The organism is Salegentibacter profundi (assembly GCF_054121475.1).
Genome location: NZ_JBSYGG010000003.1, coordinates 42,829 through 66,976, shown reverse-complemented (window position 1 = coordinate 66,976; position 24,148 = coordinate 42,829). Strand labels below are relative to the sequence as shown.

Below are 24,148 nucleotides of genomic sequence, written 5' to 3'. Positions count from 1 at the left end.
ATGAAAGGAATTTTAAAGACAATCGGCGCAACATTGTTGTTAGTCTTTTCACTTACAGGTTGTTCCGATTTTGAAGAGATCAACACAAGACCAGACGCCTTTGGATCTGATGAAGTTAGTGCGAAATACTTTCTTACCGGTATCCAGATTGAACTATATGCCCCTAATCGTTATCCTTATTGGAGGGCACAACTTATTCATGCTGATCGGTTTGCAGGCCAATTTACCTTTGGGTACAACGGTTGTTGGTGGTCTGGCTCCCTAGCCTATAATTATAGTGCAGGGTATACCGATGCTGCATATAACTGGATGGCAGGTTATGTAAGTAACTTGAGTGTCTATCAGAACTTCGTGAAAGAAGGCGGGGACCTGGAGAATGAGAACTTTTATGCTATAGGCCTTATTATGAAAGGACTTTATTACCAGATGTATACCGATACATTTGGTATGGTTCCATATTCAGAGGCTTTGAATCCGGATATTATCACCCCAAAACTGGATGAACAGGCCCAGATTTACCAGGGTGTAATTGAAGAGCTGGATCAGGCTATGGCTATCATTGGAAGTCAATCTGTAACTGGAGAAGGAATTGAGTATTTGGAGGAAAACGACCTTTTCTTCTATGGTGATCTTCAGCAATGGAAAAAACTGGCTAATACTTTAAAATTAAGGATGGCTTTAAGAGCACAGGGTGCTTCAGGAGCTTCTTTTGCTGAAACTGCAATTTCTGAAGCCCTCCAGGCTCCACTGTTAAGCACAGAGATGGACAATGCCTTAATGGAGAAGGATACAGAAATCGATCAATTTGGAAATGCCGCCTATGGGGATATATGGCATAATTTCGGTGGGGTTGGTTCTCACTGGAATGTTGGTAAAACCCTGGTGGATTACCTAAGGGATAATAACGATCCAAGGTTATCCAAATATGCTAAACCTATTTTCGGAGGTGATTTTACTTTCACCAGACCAGCCGAAGGCTCAGCCGCTTCATTATTTGAAAAACACCTTGACTTTGTTTTGGGGGAACTGGATAATGCAGGAGTGCCTTATACCAGAGAAGATTCTGGAGATGAAGTTTTTATTAGTGTGCCACAGGATGAAGATTATTATGTAGGACAGCCCTCGCGTTTGAATTCTGAAATTTACCCACATGTTAAAAATGATTTGTTTTCTGAACCTGCAGACTGGATAATCAATCCGAAAAACCAGGGAGAGGAAATATTCCCAGAAGTGGTATTTACTGCTGCAGAAGGTAACTTCTTACAAGCTGAGGCTATCGTTAAGGGATTAAGTTCCGGCGATGCCCAAGCGCTTTACCAGGAAGGAATAAGACAGGCGATGAAAATCTGGAGAGTGGAAGACAGTGAAATAGACGAGTTTCTAGCTAATGAAGAAATGGCGCTGTTAAATGGAACAGAAGAGGAGAACCTTGAAAAAATAGCCGTTCAGAGATGGATCGCTGCTTATACTGATGGGTTTGAAGCATGGGCGATAGTTAGAGATACTGGATATCCGGTTGAACTGGCTAACGGAGTTTCAGATTATGATATCTATTCTGCAGGAACTCTTAATGGTAAATATCCTCAGCGTATGAGATATGGAAACCAGGAGTATAATACTAACGGTGCAAATGTTGAAGCAGCCATCCAAATACAAGGTCCTGATGAACAGGGAACCGAGTTATGGTGGGCAAAGAATTAATCAATTTCTTCAACTTTAACTGAATATCATAGGGGTCATCTTTGTAAATAGAAGATGGCCCCTTATATTTTCCAATACTAAAATTTTAAGCTATTATGAAAAGAAGAAATTTCATAAGAAAGACAGGCTTAACCGGTTTAGGTCTTTCCATGGTTCCTGCTTCATATTCCAGGAGTTCCATAGAAGAATTAATAAGTGCTCAATTAAAGCCTGTTTGTCTTACCACCTGGAACTTTCACCAGGCCAGCAAAAAAGCCGGGGAATTACTCGACAATAAATCTTCTGCCTTAGATGCGGTGGAACAAGGTGTACGTGTGGAAGAAGGAAATATACAAAACCATACCGTGGGAAATGGAGGAGCACCTGATAGAGATGGCTTTGTTACCCTTGATGCCAGTATAATGGGTCCCGATGGAGATTGTGGCAGTGTAGCTTTTCTGCAGAATATAGAGCACCCTGTTTCCGTGGCAAGAAAAGTTATGGAAAGGACGCCCCATAAAATGCTAGTGGGAAAAGGAGCTTATAACTTTGCAGTAAATAACGGTTTTAAGCCAAAGGATCTTCTAAGCCCGGAATCCAAGCAGAAATGGAAGGAATGGTTAGCGCATAAAAATTATAAACCTATTATTAATATTGAAAACCATGATACCATAGGAATGTTATGTCTGGACCAAAATGGTGATTTGGCTGGGGCATGTACAACTTCTGGTCTGGCTTATAAAATGCATGGTAGGGTTGGGGATTCTCCCATTATTGGTTCCGGATTGTTTGTGGATAATGAGGTAGGGGGCGCTGTTGCTACTGGTTTGGGCGAGGAAATAATGAAAAATGTAAGCAGTTTTCTTATTGTAGAGATGATGAGACAGGGCAAATCACCTCAAGAATCATGTGAAATCGCCATGAACCGCTTAATAACCAAAAATCCAAATTATAAAGATTTTCAGGTGGCTTTTCTTGCCTTAAATAAAAAGGGCGAAGTAGGGAGTTTCTGCATTCATCATGGTTTCACCTACATGAAGTATGGGAATTCAATCAATGAGAATTTCACCAGCAAATCGCTTTTAAAAAAATAACACTTAATATCTTAATTTAAAAGTTCAAAGCTGTTTTATGAAATCAAAAAATTACAGAACTGCCTTTATCTTTCTAACCGCATTATTCTTTCTTTGGGGGTTTATAACGGTATTAGTGGACTCTTTGATACCGCGTTTAAGGGAGATTTTTGAGCTAAGCTATTTCCAATCGGGAATGGTCCAATTTGCATTTTTTGGTGCTTATTTCTTGCTTTCTATCCCCTCCGGTTATATTCTTTCCAAAATCGGCTACAAAAAGGGGATTATTCTCGGTTTGAGTACCATGGCCTTAGGTTGTCTCCTTTTTTATCCTGCCGCTTCTTATCGAATTTTCGGTGTTTTTATGTTAGGTTATTTTACCCTTGCTGCCGGTATCACGATCCTGCAGGTTGCCGCTAATCCCTATGTTACTATTTTGGGTCCGGAAGAAACAGCCTCTAGCCGTTTGAATCTTTCCCAGGCCTTTAATTCTCTCGGAACTGCTATTGCTCCGGCCTTAGGTGCCTTGTTTATTTTGCAGGATAGAGTGAAGACCACTGCTGAGATCGAAGGTTTGGATCCAACCGCGCAAGAATCCTATTATATTGCTGAGGCATCAGCGGTCCAGGTGCCTTTTTTAGGAATTGCAGCCTTTATCGCCATTATTGCCCTATTTTTCTTTTTTGTTAAGCTTCCGAAAGTTAATGATGACAAGGCATCCAATGACTATACTAAAGTACTGAAAAATAAAAACCTCATCCTGGGGGCCGTCGGTATCTTTTGTTATGTGGGGGCCGAAGTTTCTTTGGGGAGTTATATGGTGAACTACTTCTTAAACCTCGAACTTGCTGAAACAGTTAGATCAACTTCCATTATGCGAACAATGGCAGGCTGGATCCTGACCAGTGGAGTAACCGCTTCGAGTGATATGGCAGTAGTTGGGGTGTTTGTTACTTTTTATTGGACAGGAGCTATGATAGGCCGTTTTATCGGTTCTTATCTAACTTCAATCTTTAATCCTGCCAAGGTATTAAGCTTTTTCGCTTTAGGGGCGATTACGATGATTTTAGTATCTATAAGTTTAATTGGGCTTTCAGCTATGTGGACTATTATTGCTGTCGGACTTTTCAACTCCATTATGTTTCCAACTATTTTTAGCTTAGCCTTAAAGGGCTTAGGTAGTGATAAGGCACAAGGGTCCGGAATTCTATGTACCATGATTGTTGGTGGGGCCATTATTCCTCCGGCTTATGGATTCCTAATCGATTCTTTTAATTTTAATATTGCTTTTATTTTAATCATTTGCTGCTATGGTTATATATTTTTCTATGCACAAACCAATAAAAGAAAAATGATTATGAGTCCAAGCCTTTAGGCTAAGCCTGGATTCTGTTAATGATTAGTTCATTATTGTAAAATGGATATTTTGAAAGATTTTCTTTAAAAAAAACATCCCAGGAGCCTGCAATGGAAAGGCTAAGGAAAAATTCTCCTAAGTAAGCTTTTTATTCATATACCGAATGTTCCTTCCAATAAGATATTTCTGGTGGGCCGGCCAAAAACTCCTGGGATTCAGCCTTAAATTGCTTCAGGTGAGCTGTTTCCATGTGCTGATTCTCATAATAGTTTTGGTCGTTCCATACTTCGTAGAGCATAATGTTGGAATTATCTTCCTGGTCAACGTGAAGCTTGATTTGAACAAAATGGTCTTCCTTCTTTACCTTTTCTATGAGACGTTCCATACTTGCCAGCGCATCTATATTCTTATTTGGGAGGGTTTTGTATTTTACCAAAACTATGATCTCTTCGCCTTTTTCCCTATTACAGGATGTAAAGTTTAAAGCCATAAGACCAACAAGTAATAAGAGGATATATTTTTTCATAATTATGATATTAAATGTCCATACCAAAAATACGGCTTTTCCAAGGAATTATTTAGGTTTTGATTTTACATGACTAATCCGTTATAGGTTCCAAAATTAGCGCTATCAATGCTTTCCCTTTTTATCCTCTAAATTCTTATCTTCGATAATGATTTAAAACATCCAATTCAGCTGATCCATGCTTTATTATTTATCTAGAAAATCCATCCTTAAGCTCATCCCCTTTTTAACTCTCCTATTTTTTCTGTTCTCTTTAACCATGGAAGGCCAAATCCTGGGTGCTCCAACTCAAAAGGAGGATCAGCAGGAAACGATTCCCGAAGATGCGTTGGGGCGAAGGAGTCCACGGGGAACAGTAATGGGTTTTATAGATGCCATGGCTGGTCAAAATTACTCCCGAGCTGCCCGGTACCTGGAATTTTCGAAAAAATCTGATCAGGAGGAACGTGAAGAACTGGTGCAGGTCTTAATCAGCCTGCTTGATCAGGGAGGTGATATTCTGCCTTATTCCCTTATCAGTAACAACATGGAAGGGCGCACCGATGATAACCTGGGTCAAGATACGGACAGGATTGGGAGTGTGTCTGCAGATGGAGAAGTTATTGATATTCTTCTTGTACAGACCAAAGATGAAAATGATTATCCTGTTTGGTTGTTTTCACAGGAAAGTTTATCTCAAATCGCCTCGGTAACCATTGATCGTAAAGCTATTGTGAACCGTTTAATGCCGGGGTTTTTACAGGATCGAATTTGGGGAGGTGTACCCGCAGGCCAATGGATAATTGCTGTACTGCTTGTTTTTTTAAGTTATGGTCTGGCCTGGGGAGTGATAAGTTTTTTCAGTTTTTTACTTCCAAGGATATCAAAGAAGGCAAAAAAAGACCCGATATCGGGAGTTATCGGAGCACTGAAATTGCCTTTAATGCTTTATGCAGCTGTATGGATTTTCGTGCTTTTCTCGAGAAACTTGGGCTTATCGATTATAATAAGGCAAAAATTTAGTGTTCTTACCCTTATTATTGGGATAGCTGCCTTGATCATCCTTTTATGGCGTTTGTCTGATTTTTTGGGGAAGTACTCTCAACAAAAGATGATTCTAAGAGGAAATCCTGCCGGGGTCTCTATAGTCCTGTTTCTACAGAGAGCTGCTAAAATAGCCATTGTTATTTTTGGGGTAATTGGAATTCTTGGTATCCTGGGAATTGATGTTACCACAGGGCTTGCTGCATTGGGGATTGGAGGTATCGCCCTTGCCCTGGGAGCGCAAAAGACCATTGAAAACTTCGTAGGCAGTGTTACCCTTATTGCTGACAGGCCTATACGGGTAGGGGATTTCTGTCGTGTAGGGGAAATTACAGGGACTGTGGAAAAAATAGGAGTGAGATCAACAAGAATCCGCACCCTGGATCGAACCCTGGTAACCATTCCCAATGGTGCCTTTTCCTCAGATACTATTGAAAACTTTGCGCATCGTGATAAATTTCTGCTTCATACCCTTATCAATTTCAGATATGAAACAAGTCCCGATCAGTTGAGGTACCTCCTGGCTGAACTTCGGAAAATTCTGTACGGTCACCCAAAGGTTTTTGAAGATCCCGCACGAGTAAGATTTCTTGGTTTTGGATCGAGCTCTCTGGATATCGAAATTTTCGCTTATTTAAATGCTCTCGATTATAGTGAATTTTTGGAAATCAAAGAAGATCTTATGCTTTTAATGATGGATGTGGTAGCAGATAGTGGTACTGATTTCGCCTTTCCTTCTCAAACCCTTTACCTGGCTAAAGATAATGGACTCTCTAAGGAAAAAGGTGAAAATGCGGAAAATAAGGTGAATAGATGGCGGGAAAAAGGAGAAATGCCCATTCCTAAATATAGTCAAGAACAGATTGAAGCACTGCGGTCTACCCTGGATTATCCGCCTAAAGGAGCAGTGACCCAAAAGAAAACACCTGGAAGTTAAATGCAAGCCTTAAGATTTTCCCGAAGCGACCTGTGATTCCCGGAAACTTAATACTCGTCTCGAGATGGGGATCAACATTAACCCTGCGATTAGGAAAAGTCCAAAAGAAACCCTTAAATTAAAAAGATGAGCGATATAACCCACAAGGGGTGGGCCTAGTAGCATACCAGCGATGGCATAGGTAGTCACTATAGAAATAGCCATACCGGGGGAATATTTCTCCGAGGACCCTGCAAGTAAAAATGTCATAGGCACTACAGCAGCAACCCCGAGACCAACCAGGCAAAATCCTAAAAGAGCCGCCCAGAAATTTGGAAGAAGGGTCATTAGCAGAATTCCGGAAATAATAAACACTGAACTTGCCATATATGTTTTTTGCATGCCTAGCCGTTCCATGATCTTATCGGAATAAAACCTGGAAAGGGCCATAAAGATCATAAAGATAAGGTAGCCTAATGTGAAAATGTCCTGGTTCACTACCTCTCTGAAATAAACGCCACTCCAATCAAACATTCCACCTTCACATATTGCAGCGAAAAATACCAACAAGCCCAAGTAAAGGATAAATTTATCTGGCTTTCCCAGTCTTAATTTATTTCCCGCTGAAGACCTGTCCTTTTTTAGAAGAAAGGCGAAACTTGCCGTTGCCGCAATGACCCCTGCAATCACAATTATTAACATATGGTAAAATATAGCTACGTCAAGTTTTATCATCACCGTGGATACTGCCACCCCGGCAACCCCTCCGGTGCTCCATAAGCCGTGAAAGGAACCTATGATCTTTCGCTCAAATTTTTTCTGAAGACTTAAGGATTGAGTGTTTATGGAGATATTAAAAATACGCATGGCGAAAGCGAAAATTGAGATGGATATTACCAGGGTAGGCAAATTATCGGTAAACCCGATTCCCAGAAGTCCCAGGGCCAGCAGAACAAAGGATGCCAGTAGTGGTAACCTGCTTTCAAATCTGGAGACCAGCCAACCTGAAATAGGCAAACCTATCATAGAGCTTACTGGCATGGTAATAAGTAGATTACCCAATTCAGCCTCATTAAGATCAAAGAATGTTTTCAGGCTGGGAATTCGGGAAGCCCAGGTCGAAAAGAAAAAACCCGAAATAAAAAAGTATGTGCTTAAAGCTACACGTTGTTTTTTCCTGTTTTCCATAAGTACTGCAAACTGCAAATATCTTAGCTATTTTTCGAAGAATAAAATTTTATCAATAGATGTTTTTAATCTTAAAGTTTTTGCCTTACTATTTAAAGAAATTTGGACTAACTTTTGGCTGTGGGCTTTATCAGTATTTCATGGATATTCACAGAATTAGGTTGGGATAGGGCATAAACTACAGCATCGGCTATATTTTCAGGTTTTAATTTGGATTCTTCTTTGTTATAGTTCTTGTCTTTTAATAGCTCTTTATCGCTGATATCTTTACGAAGATCAGTTTCTACAGTTCCTGGTTCGATAGAGGTAACTCTTATATTGAATTCCGGGGAAAGCTCCATGCGCATTGCCCTGGAAAGTTCAATGATTGCTGCTTTGGAAGCTCCGTAAACCGCACCACCTTCAAATATTTCCTTTCCATCTACTGATGCAATATTGATGATATGTCCGCTTTTTTGCGCTTTCATAGAAGGAAGTACTTCGTGGATACAGCGCAGGGTGCCTTTGACATTTACTTCAATGGTTTGAAGCCATTCCTCGAGATGTCGATTTTTTAAATAAGTAAGCGGCATTACCCCGGCGCAATTAACCAGGATGTCTATCCTGCCGAATTCCATTTTGATTTTTCCGCAGGCCCTGGAAACACTTGAAGTATTGCTTACGTCCATTCCGGCAATAAAACTTTCATTAGGGAGATCTTTTTTAATCTCTGCCAGCTTTTCCAAACTTCGACTGGCCAGGGCTACCTTGCAGCCCTCTGCTGAGAGTCTTTCAGCAATTGCTTTTCCAATTCCGCTACTGGCTCCTGTTACTAAAGCTACTTTTTCTTTGAGGTTCATTATTTTGGCTTTTTCACAATATCTTGAGCTTAATTGAAAAATGTCGTTAAAGGATTTCCAAATAACATCGTTTTATGATGCTCACCGGCGGGTTAACCTGACTGTCAGGGGTGCCGATTTTCCTGCGGATTTAATATATAAATTCCCTTCTCCTGTTTGTAAAGCATTTATTTCGATATCAAAACTCGAGTTGGGGGCAATGACAAATGGAAGTGCTTCTTTACTTATGATTTCGAAAAGTTCAGGGCTGTCTGTTTGAAGATAGCTTAATAAAAGTGCGGTGTCTCCAGTGTTTTCAATTTTTATTACTTCTGAAGAATTGGTGAAATCAACTTTTTCTGCTGAGGCCATTAGTCTACCTTGTTCAAGGGTATCAGTGGTAAGAGTATGTTTTTCAGCAGCAAATATTTCAAAATCATTAAGTTCCGGGCCTCCCCCGCGATTTCCGCTTCCAGCACCTATAATAATACTACTATCGGTGGAAATGGCCTGAGTGCCGTGTCGGCCTAATTGCATATTAGGTAGGGAAGTCCAGGTCCTGGTTTCAAAATCAAATTGTTCTACTTCCTCATGAGCCTTTTGCTGACTTGGGCTTTCCCCACCAAGAATAACCGGTTTATTATTAAAAATGGCTGCAGCTGTTCCAGCCCTGGGAGTGGGAATATCTGCAAAAGTCTTCCACTGTTGACTTTTAAAATCATAGACATCGGTTTGATTTACCGTACCGGCAAATCCATTATCGGGAACACTGCCAGATTTTCTACCACCGGCCACAAAGAGCTTGTTATCTATAATTATTGATTGGAAATGGTCTCTTGCTACGGGTGAACCGGGTAAGATTTTCCACCTATTAGCATAGGGGTCATATTGATCAAACCAATTCACCCAGCCGGAGTCGTGTCCGTTAATAATTCCGTTTGAAAGGTAAATTTTGTCCTGGTAAACACTTGCTCCTGCTGCGCCCCGCCGGCGACCCTGAGGTATTGCAGGCCCTATAACCCATACATCTTCATTGGGGTCATAGATCAGGATATTAGGCACCGGTGTTTCGTAAGGCCAGGGTCCCGTAAAGGCCCCAATTACATAGATTAGCCCGTCTAAAGCTACAGCCTGAAAATGATGGATTTCCAGAGGCGGTTTGGAAGCCTCGGACCACTTGGTCGATTTCAAATGGTAACGGTTAATTGGTTTTTGGCCTCTTCCACCAATTAGAAATAATTCATTCCCTACTTGAACCATGGCATTTTCGTGCCTGTGAATCGGCTTATTTTCAGCAGGTAACTCTTTCCAGTTTTGTGCGAAAACCGGGATAAAAAATAAAAGATAAAAACATAAGGAGAACAACTTCATTTCTTAAGAATTATAAATTAGCTGAAAGTTAGCTAATTTATAACATAAGTCTAAGCCTTCTTTAACTGCATTTAGCTATTAATTTTAATAAGTTGCAGGTAACAAAAATAATTGAACATGGAACTCAAAGCATTATTTCTAAATTGCACTTTAAAGAAATCTCCAAAAACTTCAAATACTGAAGCCTTTATTGAACAAGCCGAAAAGGTCTTTAAAGACCATGGTGTAGCAACTGAAATTATTCGTGTGGTTGATCATGAAGTAGCTTTCGGTAATACCTCAGATGAAGGGGAAGGGGACCAGTGGCCTGGTATTCTTGAAAAGGTAAAACAAGCTGATATTCTTGTAATGGGGACCCCGATCTGGCGTGGTGACCGAAGTGCCGTGGCTAAATTGGTTGTTGAGCGATTTGATGGAATTATGGAGGAAGGAAATGATAGCAACGGGCAATACCCAACCTATAATAAAGTAGCCGGGGTCATGGTAGATGGGAACGAAGACGGGGCTAAAAAGGCAATTTCCAGTATACTTTTTGATCTTTCCGAACAGGGGTTCAGTATTCCGGTGAATGCATTTTGCTATTATGTAGGAAAGGCCGGACCCGGACCCAGTTATATCGAAGCTGAGGGGAATAAACACGAATTTACCAACAACATGATGCTGCTTATGGTAAATAATTTGGTACATCTGGCAAAAACCCTAAAAGAATCACCCTATCCTACCAATGTGAAAGAACTGGAAAACAAAGCAAAAAAAATGAGCAAATAGGTTTTCCTGCAATTAGGGAGGTTTCTTATCTTGCGCTTATGATAAATCTTGATCAGTACATAAGAGATATCCCTGATTTTCCGAAAAAGGGGGTAGTCTATAAAGATATTTCCCCAATGCTACAAAGCCCAAAAGCCATGCGCTTCGCGGTAGCCTCCTTCATTGAAAACTTAAAGGGTGAAAAAATAGATAAAGTAATCGGTGTGGAATCCCGCGGATTTTTTTTCGCAACGCTTTTAGCCGAAAAACTCAATGCTGGATTTATCCCAATCCGAAAACCTGGAAAACTCCCTTATAAAACACATAAAGAGACCTATGAACTGGAATACGGGAGCGATTCATTGGAAATTCATCAGGATGCTATTGCAAAAGGAGAAAGGGTGTTGATTCACGATGATGTACTGGCTACCGGGGGAACAGCATTGGCTGCCTGCAAGCTTGTTGAGAAACTTGGCGGAGAAATAGTGCAGTGTAATTTCCTGGTTGAAATAAGCTTTCTAAGCGGACGCGAAAAATTGAAAAAATATCAGGTGGAATCACTTCTGAGGTATTAATCGAGGGCATTTTTTGTCACCCAGAGTTTCCAACCAATAATTGCCATCTGTAATTTATTGGCTTTCTGCAAATCAAGTTGTTTTTTGGAATAACTCGGCAACACCTTTTTATTGAATTTAGAAAGCATTTTAAAGATTTTCTTTTTCATGAGTCCTGTTAGTTTTTTCCAAAGATATTGAAAATCAAAGAATAGGGAAGGTTTGGATCAGGAGTGTTGAAAGCGGTTTTTTCTTCTTAAGAAACTTTAAAATTTTGTTTTATTCAGGGCCCCAGTTTCTTTTATCTTCGCAAAAAAAATATCAATGAGTGTACTTTTTATTTTAATTGGACTGACGCTTTTAGTAGTTGGAGGAGAATTTTTAGTGAGAGCGGCAGTGGCTTTATCTTTTAAATTAAGGGTTTCCCGTATGGTGATCGGACTTACGGTCGTTTCCTTCGCTACTTCAGCACCTGAATTAATCGTGAGTCTGCAGGCAGCTCTTGATGGGTTTTCGGATATTTCCCTGGGTAATGTGATTGGATCTAATGTGGCCAATATTGGCCTGGTTTTAGGAATTACGGCCATTATTTCTTCTTTGGCTGTGGACAGGGAGTTCTATCGTTTTAACTGGCCTGTTATGATGATTTTCTCCTTGGCCCTTTATTTTTTTCTAAGATCCGGGGAAAACATCTCTCGCCTGGAGGGATTAGCCCTTATTATCGGTTTGGCGATATACCTGGTCTTACTTATTTATCGCTCTAGAAAAAAGGTTGAACTGCCTGTGGAAGGAATTGATGAGTCTTTGAAAGAAACCTCGAATTTCAAAATGATCCTCTGGTTAATAATCGGTGGCCTCACCCTATGGGGCGGATCAGAACTATTGGTTACCGGGGCAGTCGATCTTGCGACAGCTTTAGGGGTAAGCGAACGCGTGATTTCAGTAACCATGATCGCCATTGGAACTAGTGTTCCGGAGCTTGCGGCATCGGTAATTGCAGCTTTGAAGAAGGAGAAAGCAATTTCTCTTGGGAATCTAATTGGTTCGAATATTTTCAATATCGCCTCGGTTTTGGGTATCACAGCACTCATCCAACCTATCTATTTACAATCCGATAAAATCCTCTCCAATGATATTTTTTGGATGATCGCTATTGCTTTTGTGTTAATTCCCCTGGCATTTTTACCTAAACAGTATATTCTAAGCAGGTATAAAGGTGTCATATTGTTTATAGGATATGTAATTTTTGTGGGTCTTGCATTTTTGGGATAAAATTAGGGGGTTATATTAATAAAAGTTAAAAAATTAAATCTTAACCCCTAATTTTTGGAGGGGGTGTCTCAAAAATAGTTACATTTGGTGCGGAAATTAAATCAAACAGCACAATATGTCAACTTTACGATTTGAGGCAATTAAACAGACCTTTAACCGCAAACCGGTACAGGTGGAAGAGCCTCCAAGAAGATCTGAAATCTTCGCGACCAATGTTTTTAATGAAGATGTGATGCGTCAGTTTCTTACCAAGGAAGCTTACCAAAATGTAAAAGACGCTATTGAAACAGGCGCCAAGATTAGCCGCGGTGTTTCCGATCATATTTCAACAGGGATGAAAGAGTGGGCGATCTCCAAAGGCGTTACTCATTATACCCACTGGTTTCAACCTTTAACCGGTACTACAGCCGAGAAGCACGACGCTTTCTTTGAAACTGTTGGACCAACAAGTGCAATTGAAAAATTTGGAGGTGGGCAGCTTGTTCAACAAGAACCAGATGCATCCAGTTTCCCAAGTGGCGGAATAAGAAATACCTTTGAAGCCAGGGGTTATACTGCGTGGGATCCTACATCTCCTGCTTTTATTTGGGGAACCACCCTTTGTATTCCTACCGTTTTTGTGAGTTATACCGGAGAAGCCCTGGATTATAAAACTCCTTTGCTTCGTGCTTTACAGGCCGTGGACCATGCGGCCACCAAAGTGGCGAAGTACTTTGATAAAAATGTAACTAAGGTTCAGGCTACCTTGGGATGGGAACAGGAATATTTTCTTATAGACTCTGCCCTTGCCAGTACACGACCGGACCTGCAGTTGGCAGGACGTACTCTACTAGGTCATTCTCCAGCAAAAGGTCAGCAGCTTGACGACCATTATTTTGGTTCTATACCCACACGGGTGCTTTCCTTTATGAAAGACCTTGAAATAGAATGTATGAAACTGGGAATTCCGGTCAAGACTCGCCATAATGAAGTGGCACCTAACCAGTTTGAGCTTGCCCCTATTTTTGAGGAAGCTAATCTGGCAGTGGATCATAATTCCTTATTGATGGATGTGATGTCTAAGGTGGCCGAGAGGCATAATTTTAAAGTACTCTTCCATGAAAAGCCTTTTGCAGGAATCAATGGAAGTGGGAAACACAACAATTGGTCATTAAGTACTGATACTGGTACAAACCTGTTAGGGCCAGGTTCCACACCGATGAAAAGTCTTCAGTTTTTAACCTTTTTTATCAATACGATAAAAGCGGTTCATGATAACGAAGAATTATTAAGAGCAGCTATAGCCAGTGCTTCAAACGATTACAGGCTTGGGGCTAACGAAGCGCCACCTGCAATTATTTCAACCTTTATAGGATCACAACTTACCAAAGTCCTTGATGAACTGGAAAAAGTAACCGATGGCAAACTCTCGCCACAGGAGAAAACGGACCTGAAACTCAATGTGGTCGGAAAGATCCCGGAGATCCTTCTTGATAATACCGATAGGAACCGTACTTCCCCCTTTGCCTTCACCGGAAATAAATTTGAGTTCAGAGCGGTCGGATCTACTGCGAACTGTGCCAACCCGATGACCGTCCTCAATACGATCGTGGCCAAACAGCTTAAGGACTTTAAAAAAGAAGTTGATGAGCTGATAAAAGGCAAAAAGATGAAAAAGGATGATGCCATTTTTAATGTATTAAGAGAATACATCAAAGAATCCAAGAAAATTCGTTTTGAAGGAGACGGTTATGGACAGGCCTGGGAGGAAGAGGCTGAAAAACGAGGTTTGAGTAATAATCGCTCTACTCCGGAAGCATTAAAAGCCTTGGTTTCCAAAAAGACTATCGATCTTTATAAGGAAATGGGCGTGATGAATAAGGTCGAGATCGAGGCTCGTCATGACATTGAACTGGAGGAGTATTCTATGCGAATTCAGATTGAGGGTAGGATTCTTGGAGATATAGCCAGAAACCATGTGATTCCTACGGCGATTCGATACCAAAATTTGCTTATTGAGAATGTAGAAGGTCTTAAGCATATATACAATGAAGACTTTAAAAAACACTCTAATGAGCAACTGGATATTATAGAGAAGATCTCAGCACATATTGCTAAAATTAATAGTAAAGTAAATGAGATGATTGAGGCTAGGAAAGTCGCCAATAAAATTGAAGATCCAGAAAAACGTGCTTTTGAATATTGTAATGAGATAAAACCATATTTTGATGAAATCCGATACCATTGTGATAAACTTGAGCTTATGGTAGACGATGAACTATGGCCATTGACAAAATACCGGGAACTTCTGTTCACCAGGTAAATTAGATTGGGTTAAATCTGTTATAAACCACGAGCTTTTTGAAGTTCGTGGTTTTTTTGTGCTTAAAATTAGTAGGCTTCTGAGGTATTAAAAATTGGTATTCTCCTTATATTTGAGCCCTCAACAACATAACACAATGAGCCAGCAAACCAGTAAACGTTACGCCCAAAGAGGTGTGTCAGCAGGAAAGGAAGATGTGCATAACGCGATAAAGAATGTAGATAAGGGGTTGTTTCCTCAGGCATTCTGTAAAATAGTACCCGATTATCTTACCGGAGATGAAGAATATTGCCTTATTATGCACGCCGATGGTGCCGGCACAAAATCATCCTTGGCCTATATGTATTGGAAAGAGACCGGTGATCTTTCGGTTTGGAAAGGTATCGCCCAGGATGCCCTTATCATGAATATAGACGATTTACTTTGTGTCGGTGCTACCGATAATATTTTGCTTTCCTCTACTATTGGAAGAAATAAGAACCTGGTTCCGGGAGAAGTGATTTCTGCAATTATCAACGGTACCGAAGAATTGCTTAAGGATCTTAAAGAGTTTGGAGTGGAGATTCATTCCACCGGGGGTGAAACCGCTGATGTTGGTGATTTGGTAAGAACCATTATCGTGGATTCTACTGTAACTGCGCGAATCAAACGAAGTGAAGTGATCGATAATGCCAATATAAAACCGGGAGATGTGATTGTGGGCCTTTCTTCTTTTGGGCAAGCAACTTACGAGAAGGAATATAACGGTGGAATGGGTAGCAATGGCTTAACCTCGGCACGACACGATGTGTTTTCTAAAATTTTAGCGGACAAATATCCCGAAAGTTTTGATAATGGGATACCAGAAGATTTGATCTATTCCGGATCAAAGAAACTTACCGATAGCGTAAAGGATGCTCCGCTTGATGCGGGGAAACTGGTGCTTTCACCCACCCGTACCTATGCTCCAGTAATTAAAAAGATCCTTTCAAAATTCAGCAATAAGGAAATTCACGGAATGGTGCATTGTAGCGGGGGCGCACAAACAAAAATTCTTCATTTTGTAGAGAACCTGCACATTATTAAAGATGACCTCTTTGAAGTTCCTCCCTTGTTTAAGCTTATTCAGCAGGAAAGCAAAACTGACTGGAAAGAGATGTACCAGGTGTTTAATATGGGGCACAGGCTGGAGCTTTATGTAGAAGAGCAGATCGCCTCAGAAATCATTGAAATTTCAAAATCATTTAAAGTCGACGCTCAGATAATAGGAAGGGTAGAAGCTTCCCAGGAAAAGAAATTAAGTATTAAAAGTGAGTTTGGAGAGTTTCAGTATAACTAGAAATTCTAATTAAAATCATCTGGGTTTATATATTCTAATTCTTCTAATTGCCGAGAACTTGTGATAAGTTGGGTACAGCCCTTTTTTAGAAAGTATAAATCATCGGCAATTTCCTGGATTTCCTTATAAAGGTGATCGGTGATCACAAAAGCTGTTTTTAAAGTTATGAAAAAATGGCTGAAGTTGATTTCCGAAATTCAAAAATGACCTGATTTTTGTTAAAAATTCCCATTACCTGAAATCGCCTAAAATATCGTAAATTTGCTATCCTAAAATCAGTGGGATTTATATGATTGAGAAGCTTAACATAGTAAAGCAGCGTTTTGATGAGGTGAATGATCTTATCATTCAACCTGATGTGATTTCAGATCAGAAACGATATATAGAATTAAACAAAGAGTATAAAGACCTTAGGGCGCTTATGGATGAGCGCACTAAGTACCTGGAACTCACCAATAATATTAAAGAGGCCGAAGAGATCATTGCCGATGGCAGTGATGCTGAAATGACCGAAATGGCTAAAATGCAGTTGGAAGAGGCAAAAGAAGAACTCCCCAAACTGGAAGAGAAAATCAGAATGATGCTTGTGCCGAAGGATCCTGATGATGCCAAAAACGTGGTGATGGAGATTCGTGCCGGTACCGGTGGGGATGAGGCCAGTATTTTTGCCGGAGACCTCTACCGCATGTACACTAAATATATTGAAAGCAAAGGTTGGAAAAGTAATATTGTAGATTTTAGCGAAGGTACCAGTGGGGGTTTTAAAGAGATGATCTTTGAAGTTACCGGTGAGGATGTATACGGAACGCTAAAATTTGAAGCTGGAGTTCACCGTGTACAGCGGGTGCCGCAAACTGAAACTCAGGGTCGGGTTCATACTTCTGCTGCTACGGTAATGGTATTGCCAGAAGCCGAGGAATTTGATGTAGAAATAGACCCGAAGGATGTTCGAATAGACTATTTCTGTTCATCGGGGCCGGGCGGCCAATCCGTGAACACTACCTATTCAGCGGTACGGCTAACCCATGAGCCTACCGGGCTTGTGGCTCAGTGTCAAGACCAAAAATCACAACATAAAAATAAAGAAAAGGCTTTTAGGGTACTTCGTTCCCGGTTATACGAAATGGAACTTGCCAAAAAGCAGGAAGCCGATGCTGCCAAAAGAAATTCTATGGTGTCCAGCGGAGACCGAAGCGCCAAAATTCGTACCTATAATTATTCCCAGGGACGGGTTACCGATCACCGTATCAATTTAACCCTTTATGACCTAGGTAATATTATAAATGGTGATATTCAAAAGATCATTGATGAATTGCAACTTGTAGAAAATACTGAAAAGCTCAAGGAAAATTCTGATGTCTTCTAAAACTGTGCCTCTTGCTTTAGTATTCTAGAGTTAAGTTCGCTATAAAAAGTCCAATTCCCAATTAATCTCCCAAAAAACCCGTTTGAATGTCCAATCAAGAACTCACCGAACAAATATTTAAGAAAAAATCTTTTTTATGTGTAGGATTGGATGTGGACCTGGAGAAAATTCCGACCTATCTGCTTTCTGAGGAAGACCCTATTTTTAGTTTTAATAAGGCCATTATCGATGCCACCCATAAATTTTGTGTGGCCTATAAGCCCAACATCGCTTTCTATGAAGCTGAAGGAATAGATGGTTGGAAGGCTTTGGAAAAGACAATAGATTACCTGCATCATCAGTATCCGGAAATTTATACTATTGCTGATGCCAAACGGGGAGATATAGGAAACACTTCCCGAATGTATGCTAAAACCTTTCTAAAGGACTTAGGTTTTGATTCGGTGACTGTGGCGCCTTATATGGGGAAGGATTCTGTGGAACCCTTTCTTGAGTTTGAAAATAAACATGCCATTCTCCTGGCATTAACATCTAACGAAGGTGCTTTTGATTTTCAGACTCAAAAAATAGATGGGGAAGAATTATATAAAAAAGTCATTCGAGTCTCTCAAACCTGGGAAAATGCTGAAAGGCTTATGTATGTAATAGGAGCAACAAAAGCAGAATTCCTCACTGAGATCAGGCAAATCATTCCTGAAAATTTTCTTTTGGTACCTGGGGTAGGTACTCAGGGTGGGAAGCTGGAAGACGTGTGTAAATACGGGTTGAGTAAAAATGTTGGACTTTTGATAAACTCTTCAAGGAAGATTATCTATTCTTCTGAGTCTTCTAATTTTGCAGAAATCGCCGGAGCCAAAGCTGAAATTCTTCAACGACAGATGGCGGAAGAATTACGGCAACTTTAAAAACACTTCCATGGAACTACGGGACCAGCTTCAACGAAAGATCCTAATAGACAGAACTCCGAAGCGGGTGGTATCTTTGGTGCCTAGCCAGACCGAACTTCTCATAGATATGGGTCTGGAAGACAACCTGGTAGGTGTTACCAAATTTTGTGTTCACCCTGAAGCGCTTCGCAGCGTTAAAAAGGTCGTGGGTGGAACCAAGCAGGTCGATATTGAAAAGGTTAAAAATTTAAAGCCTGACCTCATTTTATGCAATAAAGAAGAGAATACAGCTGAAATGGTTGAGGCTCTGGGAAAAATAGCGCCTGTTCATGTTTCGGATATTGTAAAGGTTGGAGATGCCTTTGAGATGATGTTGCAATATGGCCGGATATTTGGAAGAGAAGCATTTGCCAGAACGATGGTAAAATCCATTGAAAGGAAAATTTCAGTTCTGCAGGATATTAATAAAGGAAACCCTGCGAGAAAAGTAGCCTATGTAATTTGGAAAAAACCACTGATGGTTGCAGGGAGAGATACCTTTATAAATACCCTTCTCCACCTGAATAACTTCGAAAACGTCTATCAGGAGGACAGGTATCCAAAGACCAGTCTTGAGGAGCTAAAGGCTAAAAAACCAGATATAATATTATTATCTTCCGAGCCATATCCTTTTTCCGAAAAACATATGGGGTTTTTTGAAGGTGTAGGAACAGAAATAGTTTTGGTAGACGGGGAATATTTCAGTTGGTATGGCTCCCGTTTATTAGAAGCTATGGATTATTTTAAAAGTTTGTCCTTTTAATAATCTATTTTGTCATATTTCATTCGCTGTAATTCATCCAGTATTTTACAAGCCTTCTCATTTAACCGATCACTTTCCTCCTTGTCGGTTAAGGCAAGTTTATAGGCACGATGCATAAGTTGTTTGTATTTATCGCACATGCATTCCTCCTTTGTTCTTGTTTCAAATATCTTAAACATAGCATCTACATTTCGCATGCAAAGATAAATTCAGGCTTGCATAAGTTGTGCTAAGCTTTGGTTAAGCTTATTGTAAAATACCTTTGATAAGCATTTTAGTTGTTAAAAAATTAGGATAAACACGTGAAATCATGGGATCTAAACCTAGTCTTGTAAAGAAAAGACCTTTTTTAATAAAGCTGTTCTTCTGGCTGTAATATTCTCCCTTATTTGCTTCTCTTCTATGGCTATCATAGTAAAAACCCCGTCCAGGGCCTCTGAAGTGACATAGTCAACCAAATCAGGATTAACATTTCCGGTCAAAGGAAGGTTGTTGTATCGGTTGATAATATTTCGCCAGACTTCGGTAGCGCCAACCCTGTCAAGGGATTGTTTAACTACAGGATTAAAGCTAGCGTAGAGTTGTTTTTCGGTTTTATTATTCAGGTAATTCGTAGCTGCAGTCTGACCTCCCATTAGAATATCACGTGCATCTGAGAAGGTAATGTCCTTTACTGCGTTTACAAAGATTGGAGTTGCCTGTTTTACTGCATCCTCCGCAGCACGGTTGAGGACCTTTAAGCCCTCATCGGCAAGAACCTCAAGACCAACATCTCTTAGGGTTTTATCTACCTTTTGGAGTTCTTCTGGTAAGCCGATCTTTACAAGTTCATTGCCGTAAAACCCATTTTCTTCTGTGAGCTTGGTAACTTGTTTATCGATACCATAATCTAAGGCTTCTCGCAGGCCTGAAGCAATTTCGGTGTCCGTGACTCCAACTGGATATTCCTGGGCTATTTGCTGTAATTCTGCACAGGAATAAAAACTGAAAATGCTTAACAGGGCAAAAAACTTTTTCATAACCTTGATTTTGTTCAAAGATATCAATAATATTTCAGTGCAGTAGGCTTTGATCTGGGATCTCCAGGTTACAATTAGCAAGCTTAGGAGTTAGCCTGAAAAATGTTAATCCAACTCTAATTTCTTTGCGATTTTCGTAAATTGCGGAACCTAAAATTCGATATCATTACAAATGGAACAACAGAGCCCATATAAACCTAAAAATAAAATAAGAATTGTAACCGCAGCCTCTCTTTTCGACGGCCACGATGCAGCCATTAATATTATGCGTCGCATCATTCAGGCAACCGGTGTTGAGGTGATCCATCTGGGTCACGATCGAAGTGTTGAAGAGGTGGTGAATTGTGCGATTCAGGAAGATGCCCAGGCCATTGCCATGACTTCCTACCAGGGTGGTCATATAGAATATTTTAAATATATGTATGACCTGCTTGAGGAGAACGGAGCTGGCCATATCAAGATTTTTGGAGGTGGGGGCGGAGTTATCCTTCCCGAGGAGATCAAGGAGTTGATGGATTATGGAATTACACGAATTTATGCTCCCGATGATGGCCGTGAAATGGGGCTACAAGGGATGATTAATGATATGGTGAAATTAGCTGATGAGGCGCACGGCGATATTACCGCCGGGGATTCTATTGCTGACTTATTGAAAGATAAGAACGTTAATATTATTGCCAGGCTCATCTCCCTTGCTGAAAATAAACACGATGCATTTCTTCAACATTTTAATCCTTTAAGAAAGCAGTTGGAAAACTGTCAGATTCCCGTCCTTGGAATAACTGGTACTGGAGGGGCTGGAAAATCAAGTCTCGTGGATGAACTCGTTCGCAGGTTCTTGCTGGATTTTCCAGATAAGCATATCGGGATAATTTCAGTCGATCCCTCAAAAAGAAAGACCGGTGGTGCGCTCCTGGGAGACCGGATCAGGATGAACTCGATCAATAATTCCCGGGTATACATGCGCTCATTGGCCACAAGGCAATCTAATCTGGCACTTTCCAAACACGTGGCGGAAGCCGTGGAAGTTTTAAAAGCTTCAGGATTTGATTTGATCATTCTGGAAACTTCAGGAATTGGGCAGAGCGATACTGAGATTATGGATCATTCTGATGTTTCTTTATATGTAATGACCCCTGAATTTGGGGCAGCCACCCAGCTGGAAAAAATCGATATGCTTGATTTTGCCGACCTGGTGGCTATCAATAAATTCGATAAGCGGGGTGCACAGGATGCTCTTCGGGATGTCAAAAAGCAATACCAGCGTAATCATCAACTCTGGGATGAAAAACCAGGTAATCTTCCTGTGTATGGAACTATTGCATCTCAGTTCAACGATCCTGGGATGAATACGCTTTATCGGGAAGTCATGGACAAAATCGTGGAAAAGACCGATGTTGACCTTAAGTCGAACTTTGAGGTTTCTGCAGAAATGAGTGAGAAAATCTTTGTCATCCCGCCAAAACGCACCCGTTACCTCTCGGAAATTGCTGAAAATAATAGAGCCTATGATGAGAAAGCATCTAGCCAGGCAGAAGTAGCCCAGAAACTCTATGGAATTTTTAAAACCATAGAATCAGTTTCAGGAATTATAATGGATAAAGATCAGGATAATTTCCTGTCTAAACACGGAATTGAACAGGAGGAAATCTTTGAAAATGCTGGGGATGAGCAGAAGAGCCTTATTAAGCTTTTATTTGCCGAATTTGACAGAGTGAAGATGGATCTTGATCCTTATAACTGGGAGATGATCCTGGGATGGCAGGAAAAGGTTACCAAATATAGAGAACCGGTTTACAGTTTTAAGGTTCGTGATAAGGAGATTAAAATAGACACCCATACGGAATCCCTTTCCCATACCCAAATTCCTAAAGTTTCTCTTCCAAAGTATAAAGCGTGGGGTGATATTTTAAAATGGTGTTTACAGGAAAATGTGCCGGGTGAATTTCCATATACTGCAGGGCTTTATCCCTTTAAACGCCAAGGGGAAGATCCCACTCGGATGTTTGCCGGAGAAGGAGGGCCAGAACGTACAAACAGGCGTTTTCATTATGTGAGTTTGGGACTTCCGGCCAAAAGACTATCAACGGCTTTTGATTCGGTAACCCTTTACGGGAACGACCCGGACCATCGGCCTGATATCTATGGGAAGATTGGTAATTCAGGGGTCTCTATCTGTTGTCTTGATGATGCCAAAAAACTTTATTCTGGTTTCGATCTTGCTGATGCTTTTACCTCTGTGAGTATGACCATTAACGGGCCTGCACCAATGCTGCTTGGATTTTTCATGAATGCTGCAATCGATCAGCAATGTGAAAAGTATATAATAGAGAACGGTTTGCAGGATAAGGTGGAATCCAAACTTGAAGAGCTTTACGACAACCGAAATATTGACCGACCCGTCTATAGAGGCGAGCTGCCTGAAGGCAATAATGGTTTAGGTTTGATGTTACTCGGTTTAACGGGTGACCAGGTTCTTCCCACCGATGTTTACTCAGAAATAAAAGATAAGACCATTAGTCTTGTGCGCGGTACGGTTCAGGCCGATATCCTGAAAGAAGATCAGGCACAGAATACCTGTATATTTTCTACAGAATTCGCACTGCGATTGATGGGGGATGTTCAGGAATATTTTATAAGGGAAAAAGTGCGCAATTTCTATTCCGTTTCTATTTCAGGTTATCATATCGCTGAAGCTGGTGCCAACCCAATTACCCAACTCGCCTTTACCCTCGCAAACGGATTCACCTACGTAGAATATTACCTGAGCAGGGGAATGGATATCAATAAATTCGGACCTAACCTATCCTTTTTCTTTTCCAACGGTATTGATCCTGAATATGCCGTGATTGGAAGGGTGGCTAGGAAGATTTGGTCAAAGGCTCTTAAATTAAAATACGGAGCGAATCCTAGGGCTCAGATGTTGAAATATCATATCCAGACCTCAGGTAGGTCACTTCACGCTCAAGAGATCGATTTCAATGACATTAGGACCACCTTGCAGGCCCTTTACGCAATTTATGATAACTGTAATTCCCTTCATACCAATGCTTACGATGAAGCTATTACTACGCCCACAGAGGCATCGGTAAGAAGGGCGATGGCTATACAGCTCATTATTAACAAAGAACTGGGGTTAACCAAAAATGAAAATCCGATCCAGGGAGCTTTCATTATTGAAGAGCTTACCGATCTTGTGGAAGAAGCGGTTTTATTGGAATTTGATCGTATCACTGAAAGGGGAGGGGTCCTTGGTGCCATGGAAACTATGTATCAACGTGGGAAGATCCAGGAAGAAAGTCTTTATTATGAGACTTTGAAGCACAGCGGTGAATTTCCTATTATAGGTGTTAATACGTTTCTGAGTTCTACAGGATCGCCAACAGTTACTCCTGGAGAAGTCATAAGAGCTACCGAAGCGGAAAAACAACACCAGATAAAAACATTGGAAACCCTCCATGAAGCCAAAAAGGATTCGGCCCAGGCCGCTTTAGCTAAAATAAAAGAAGCTGCCGTAAACAATAAAAACCTATTTGAGGTGCTAATGGATGCCACAAAGGTTTGTTCACTTGGGCAGATCAGTCAGGCCATGTTTGAAGTTGGCGGCCAGTACAGAAGAAATATGTAATTCAGTTTTTGTTTTTCGGTGCATTTAGATATTCAGTGACCTGTTTTAAAAGCTGATAATACTTGAAGGCATAATCCCGGTAGATCCTTACCGGGATTTTTTATTGATAGGATACATCTTTGAAGTCTATCCAACCAAGATAGCCGGTAGCTTAGAAAAAACTTTGAACTATCTTATTTTAAAGCATTTGCAGAGATACCATATTTTTTTATAGAGAGTTTTTTAAGAATCTCCTTCTTTTATAAAATTTATTGCTTTTAGTTTGCCACTCTGAATTTTCCTCTTAGTTTTGCGGCTTCTT

Annotated in this window: 21 protein-coding genes; 13 read left to right on the top strand and 8 right to left on the bottom strand. The window is 40.6% G+C overall.

Annotated elements, in window-relative coordinates:
* From ACW6NC_RS05400 to ACW6NC_RS05390, 3 genes are all read left to right on the top strand, one after another.
* Window positions 1–1,701, top strand: a complete 1,701-nt coding sequence (locus tag ACW6NC_RS05400) for a SusD/RagB family nutrient-binding outer membrane lipoprotein (RefSeq protein WP_457864187.1) — start codon at window positions 1–3, stop codon at window positions 1,699–1,701.
* A gap of 95 nt (window positions 1,702–1,796) precedes the next feature.
* On the top strand, window positions 1,797–2,774 hold the full coding sequence (locus ACW6NC_RS05395; RefSeq protein ID WP_457864185.1) for a N(4)-(beta-N-acetylglucosaminyl)-L-asparaginase: 978 nt from the start codon (window positions 1,797–1,799) through the stop codon (window positions 2,772–2,774).
* A 37-nt stretch (window positions 2,775–2,811) separates the two neighbouring features.
* The gene (locus tag ACW6NC_RS05390) at window positions 2,812–4,128 is read left to right on the top strand and encodes a sugar MFS transporter (RefSeq protein WP_457864184.1); all 1,317 of its coding nucleotides are present in this window, start codon (window positions 2,812–2,814) and stop codon (window positions 4,126–4,128) included.
* A 130-nt stretch (window positions 4,129–4,258) separates the two neighbouring features.
* On the opposite strand, the gene ACW6NC_RS05385 is transcribed toward ACW6NC_RS05390, so the two are convergent.
* Entirely contained in the window at window positions 4,259–4,636 is a 378-nt protein-coding gene (locus ACW6NC_RS05385) for a putative quinol monooxygenase (RefSeq protein WP_457864182.1), read from the bottom strand.
* A gap of 259 nt (window positions 4,637–4,895) precedes the next feature.
* Here ACW6NC_RS05385 and ACW6NC_RS05380 point away from each other — a divergent pair, with 259 nt between their 5' ends.
* Window positions 4,896–6,596, top strand: coding sequence for a mechanosensitive ion channel family protein (locus ACW6NC_RS05380; RefSeq protein WP_457864180.1), 1,701 nt, complete (start codon window positions 4,896–4,898; stop codon window positions 6,594–6,596).
* A 9-nt stretch (window positions 6,597–6,605) separates the two neighbouring features.
* Here the strand turns inward: ACW6NC_RS05380 and ACW6NC_RS05375 are convergent, their stop codons facing one another.
* The 3 genes from ACW6NC_RS05375 to ACW6NC_RS05365 all read right to left on the bottom strand — a co-directional run bounded on the left by ACW6NC_RS05375 (window position 6,606) and on the right by ACW6NC_RS05365 (window position 9,952).
* Window positions 6,606–7,781: an MFS transporter gene (locus tag ACW6NC_RS05375; RefSeq protein WP_457864179.1), complete on the bottom strand. Its 1,176-nt coding sequence runs from the start codon at window positions 7,779–7,781 to the stop codon at window positions 6,606–6,608.
* 89 nt (window positions 7,782–7,870) lie between these two features.
* Window positions 7,871–8,602: an SDR family oxidoreductase gene (locus tag ACW6NC_RS05370; protein ID WP_457864178.1), complete on the bottom strand. Its 732-nt coding sequence runs from the start codon at window positions 8,600–8,602 to the stop codon at window positions 7,871–7,873.
* Window positions 8,603–8,683: 81 nt separating this feature from the next.
* Window positions 8,684–9,952, bottom strand: a complete 1,269-nt coding sequence (locus tag ACW6NC_RS05365; RefSeq protein WP_457864177.1) for a Kelch repeat-containing protein — start codon at window positions 9,950–9,952, stop codon at window positions 8,684–8,686.
* Window positions 9,953–10,069: 117 nt separating this feature from the next.
* On the opposite strand from ACW6NC_RS05365, the gene ACW6NC_RS05360 reads away from it, so the two are divergent.
* Both ACW6NC_RS05360 and ACW6NC_RS05355 read left to right on the top strand, forming a co-directional pair.
* Complete coding sequence (locus tag ACW6NC_RS05360) at window positions 10,070–10,720, top strand: flavodoxin family protein (protein ID WP_457864176.1); 651 nt, start codon at window positions 10,070–10,072, stop codon at window positions 10,718–10,720.
* A 38-nt stretch (window positions 10,721–10,758) separates the two neighbouring features.
* On the top strand, window positions 10,759–11,274 hold the full coding sequence (locus ACW6NC_RS05355; RefSeq protein WP_457864175.1) for an adenine phosphoribosyltransferase: 516 nt from the start codon (window positions 10,759–10,761) through the stop codon (window positions 11,272–11,274).
* Here ACW6NC_RS05355 and ACW6NC_RS05350 read toward each other — a convergent pair.
* Window positions 11,271–11,423: an SsrA-binding protein gene (locus ACW6NC_RS05350; protein ID WP_457864173.1), complete on the bottom strand. Its 153-nt coding sequence runs from the start codon at window positions 11,421–11,423 to the stop codon at window positions 11,271–11,273. The two genes, ACW6NC_RS05355 and ACW6NC_RS05350, sit on opposite strands and share 4 nt — an antisense overlap.
* Before the next feature lie 154 nt (window positions 11,424–11,577).
* On the opposite strand from ACW6NC_RS05350, the gene ACW6NC_RS05345 reads away from it, so the two are divergent.
* From ACW6NC_RS05345 to ACW6NC_RS05335, 3 genes are all read left to right on the top strand, one after another.
* Window positions 11,578–12,525 (top strand): calcium/sodium antiporter, encoded by a 948-nt coding sequence (locus ACW6NC_RS05345; RefSeq protein ID WP_457864172.1) that lies wholly within the window; start codon window positions 11,578–11,580, stop codon window positions 12,523–12,525.
* 115 nt (window positions 12,526–12,640) lie between these two features.
* Window positions 12,641–14,827, top strand: a complete 2,187-nt coding sequence (locus ACW6NC_RS05340) for a glutamine synthetase III family protein (RefSeq protein WP_457864170.1) — start codon at window positions 12,641–12,643, stop codon at window positions 14,825–14,827.
* 136 nt (window positions 14,828–14,963) lie between these two features.
* The gene (locus tag ACW6NC_RS05335) at window positions 14,964–16,145 is read left to right on the top strand and encodes an AIR synthase related protein (RefSeq protein WP_457864169.1); all 1,182 of its coding nucleotides are present in this window, start codon (window positions 14,964–14,966) and stop codon (window positions 16,143–16,145) included.
* A gap of 5 nt (window positions 16,146–16,150) precedes the next feature.
* Here ACW6NC_RS05335 and ACW6NC_RS05330 read toward each other — a convergent pair whose 3' ends face one another.
* Entirely contained in the window at window positions 16,151–16,291 is a 141-nt protein-coding gene (locus tag ACW6NC_RS05330; protein WP_457864167.1) for a hypothetical protein, read from the bottom strand.
* Between the two features lie 143 nt (window positions 16,292–16,434).
* Between ACW6NC_RS05330 and prfA the strand changes: the two genes are divergently transcribed.
* The 3 genes from prfA to ACW6NC_RS05315 all read left to right on the top strand — a co-directional run bounded on the left by prfA (window position 16,435) and on the right by ACW6NC_RS05315 (window position 19,200).
* Window positions 16,435–17,511 (top strand): peptide chain release factor 1, encoded by a 1,077-nt coding sequence (gene prfA / locus ACW6NC_RS05325; RefSeq protein WP_457864166.1) that lies wholly within the window; start codon window positions 16,435–16,437, stop codon window positions 17,509–17,511.
* Between the two features lie 86 nt (window positions 17,512–17,597).
* Window positions 17,598–18,416, top strand: a complete 819-nt coding sequence (pyrF, locus tag ACW6NC_RS05320) for an orotidine-5'-phosphate decarboxylase (RefSeq protein WP_457864164.1) — start codon at window positions 17,598–17,600, stop codon at window positions 18,414–18,416.
* A gap of 10 nt (window positions 18,417–18,426) precedes the next feature.
* Window positions 18,427–19,200 carry an ABC transporter substrate-binding protein gene (locus ACW6NC_RS05315; RefSeq protein ID WP_457864163.1) on the top strand — a complete coding sequence of 258 codons (774 nt, stop codon included), beginning with the start codon at window positions 18,427–18,429 and terminating at the stop codon, window positions 19,198–19,200.
* On the opposite strand, the gene ACW6NC_RS05310 is transcribed toward ACW6NC_RS05315, so the two are convergent.
* Window positions 19,197–19,379, bottom strand: a complete 183-nt coding sequence (locus ACW6NC_RS05310) for a Lacal_2735 family protein (RefSeq protein ID WP_457864162.1) — start codon at window positions 19,377–19,379, stop codon at window positions 19,197–19,199. The two genes, ACW6NC_RS05315 and ACW6NC_RS05310, sit on opposite strands and share 4 nt — an antisense overlap.
* 144 nt (window positions 19,380–19,523) lie before the next feature.
* Window positions 19,524–20,219, bottom strand: a complete 696-nt coding sequence (locus ACW6NC_RS05305; protein WP_457864161.1) for a DUF4197 domain-containing protein — start codon at window positions 20,217–20,219, stop codon at window positions 19,524–19,526.
* A 172-nt stretch (window positions 20,220–20,391) separates the two neighbouring features.
* Here ACW6NC_RS05305 and ACW6NC_RS05300 point away from each other — a divergent pair, with 172 nt between their 5' ends.
* Window positions 20,392–23,847, top strand: coding sequence for a methylmalonyl-CoA mutase family protein (locus ACW6NC_RS05300; RefSeq protein ID WP_457864160.1), 3,456 nt, complete (start codon window positions 20,392–20,394; stop codon window positions 23,845–23,847).
* Window positions 23,848–24,148 lie beyond the last annotated feature (301 nt).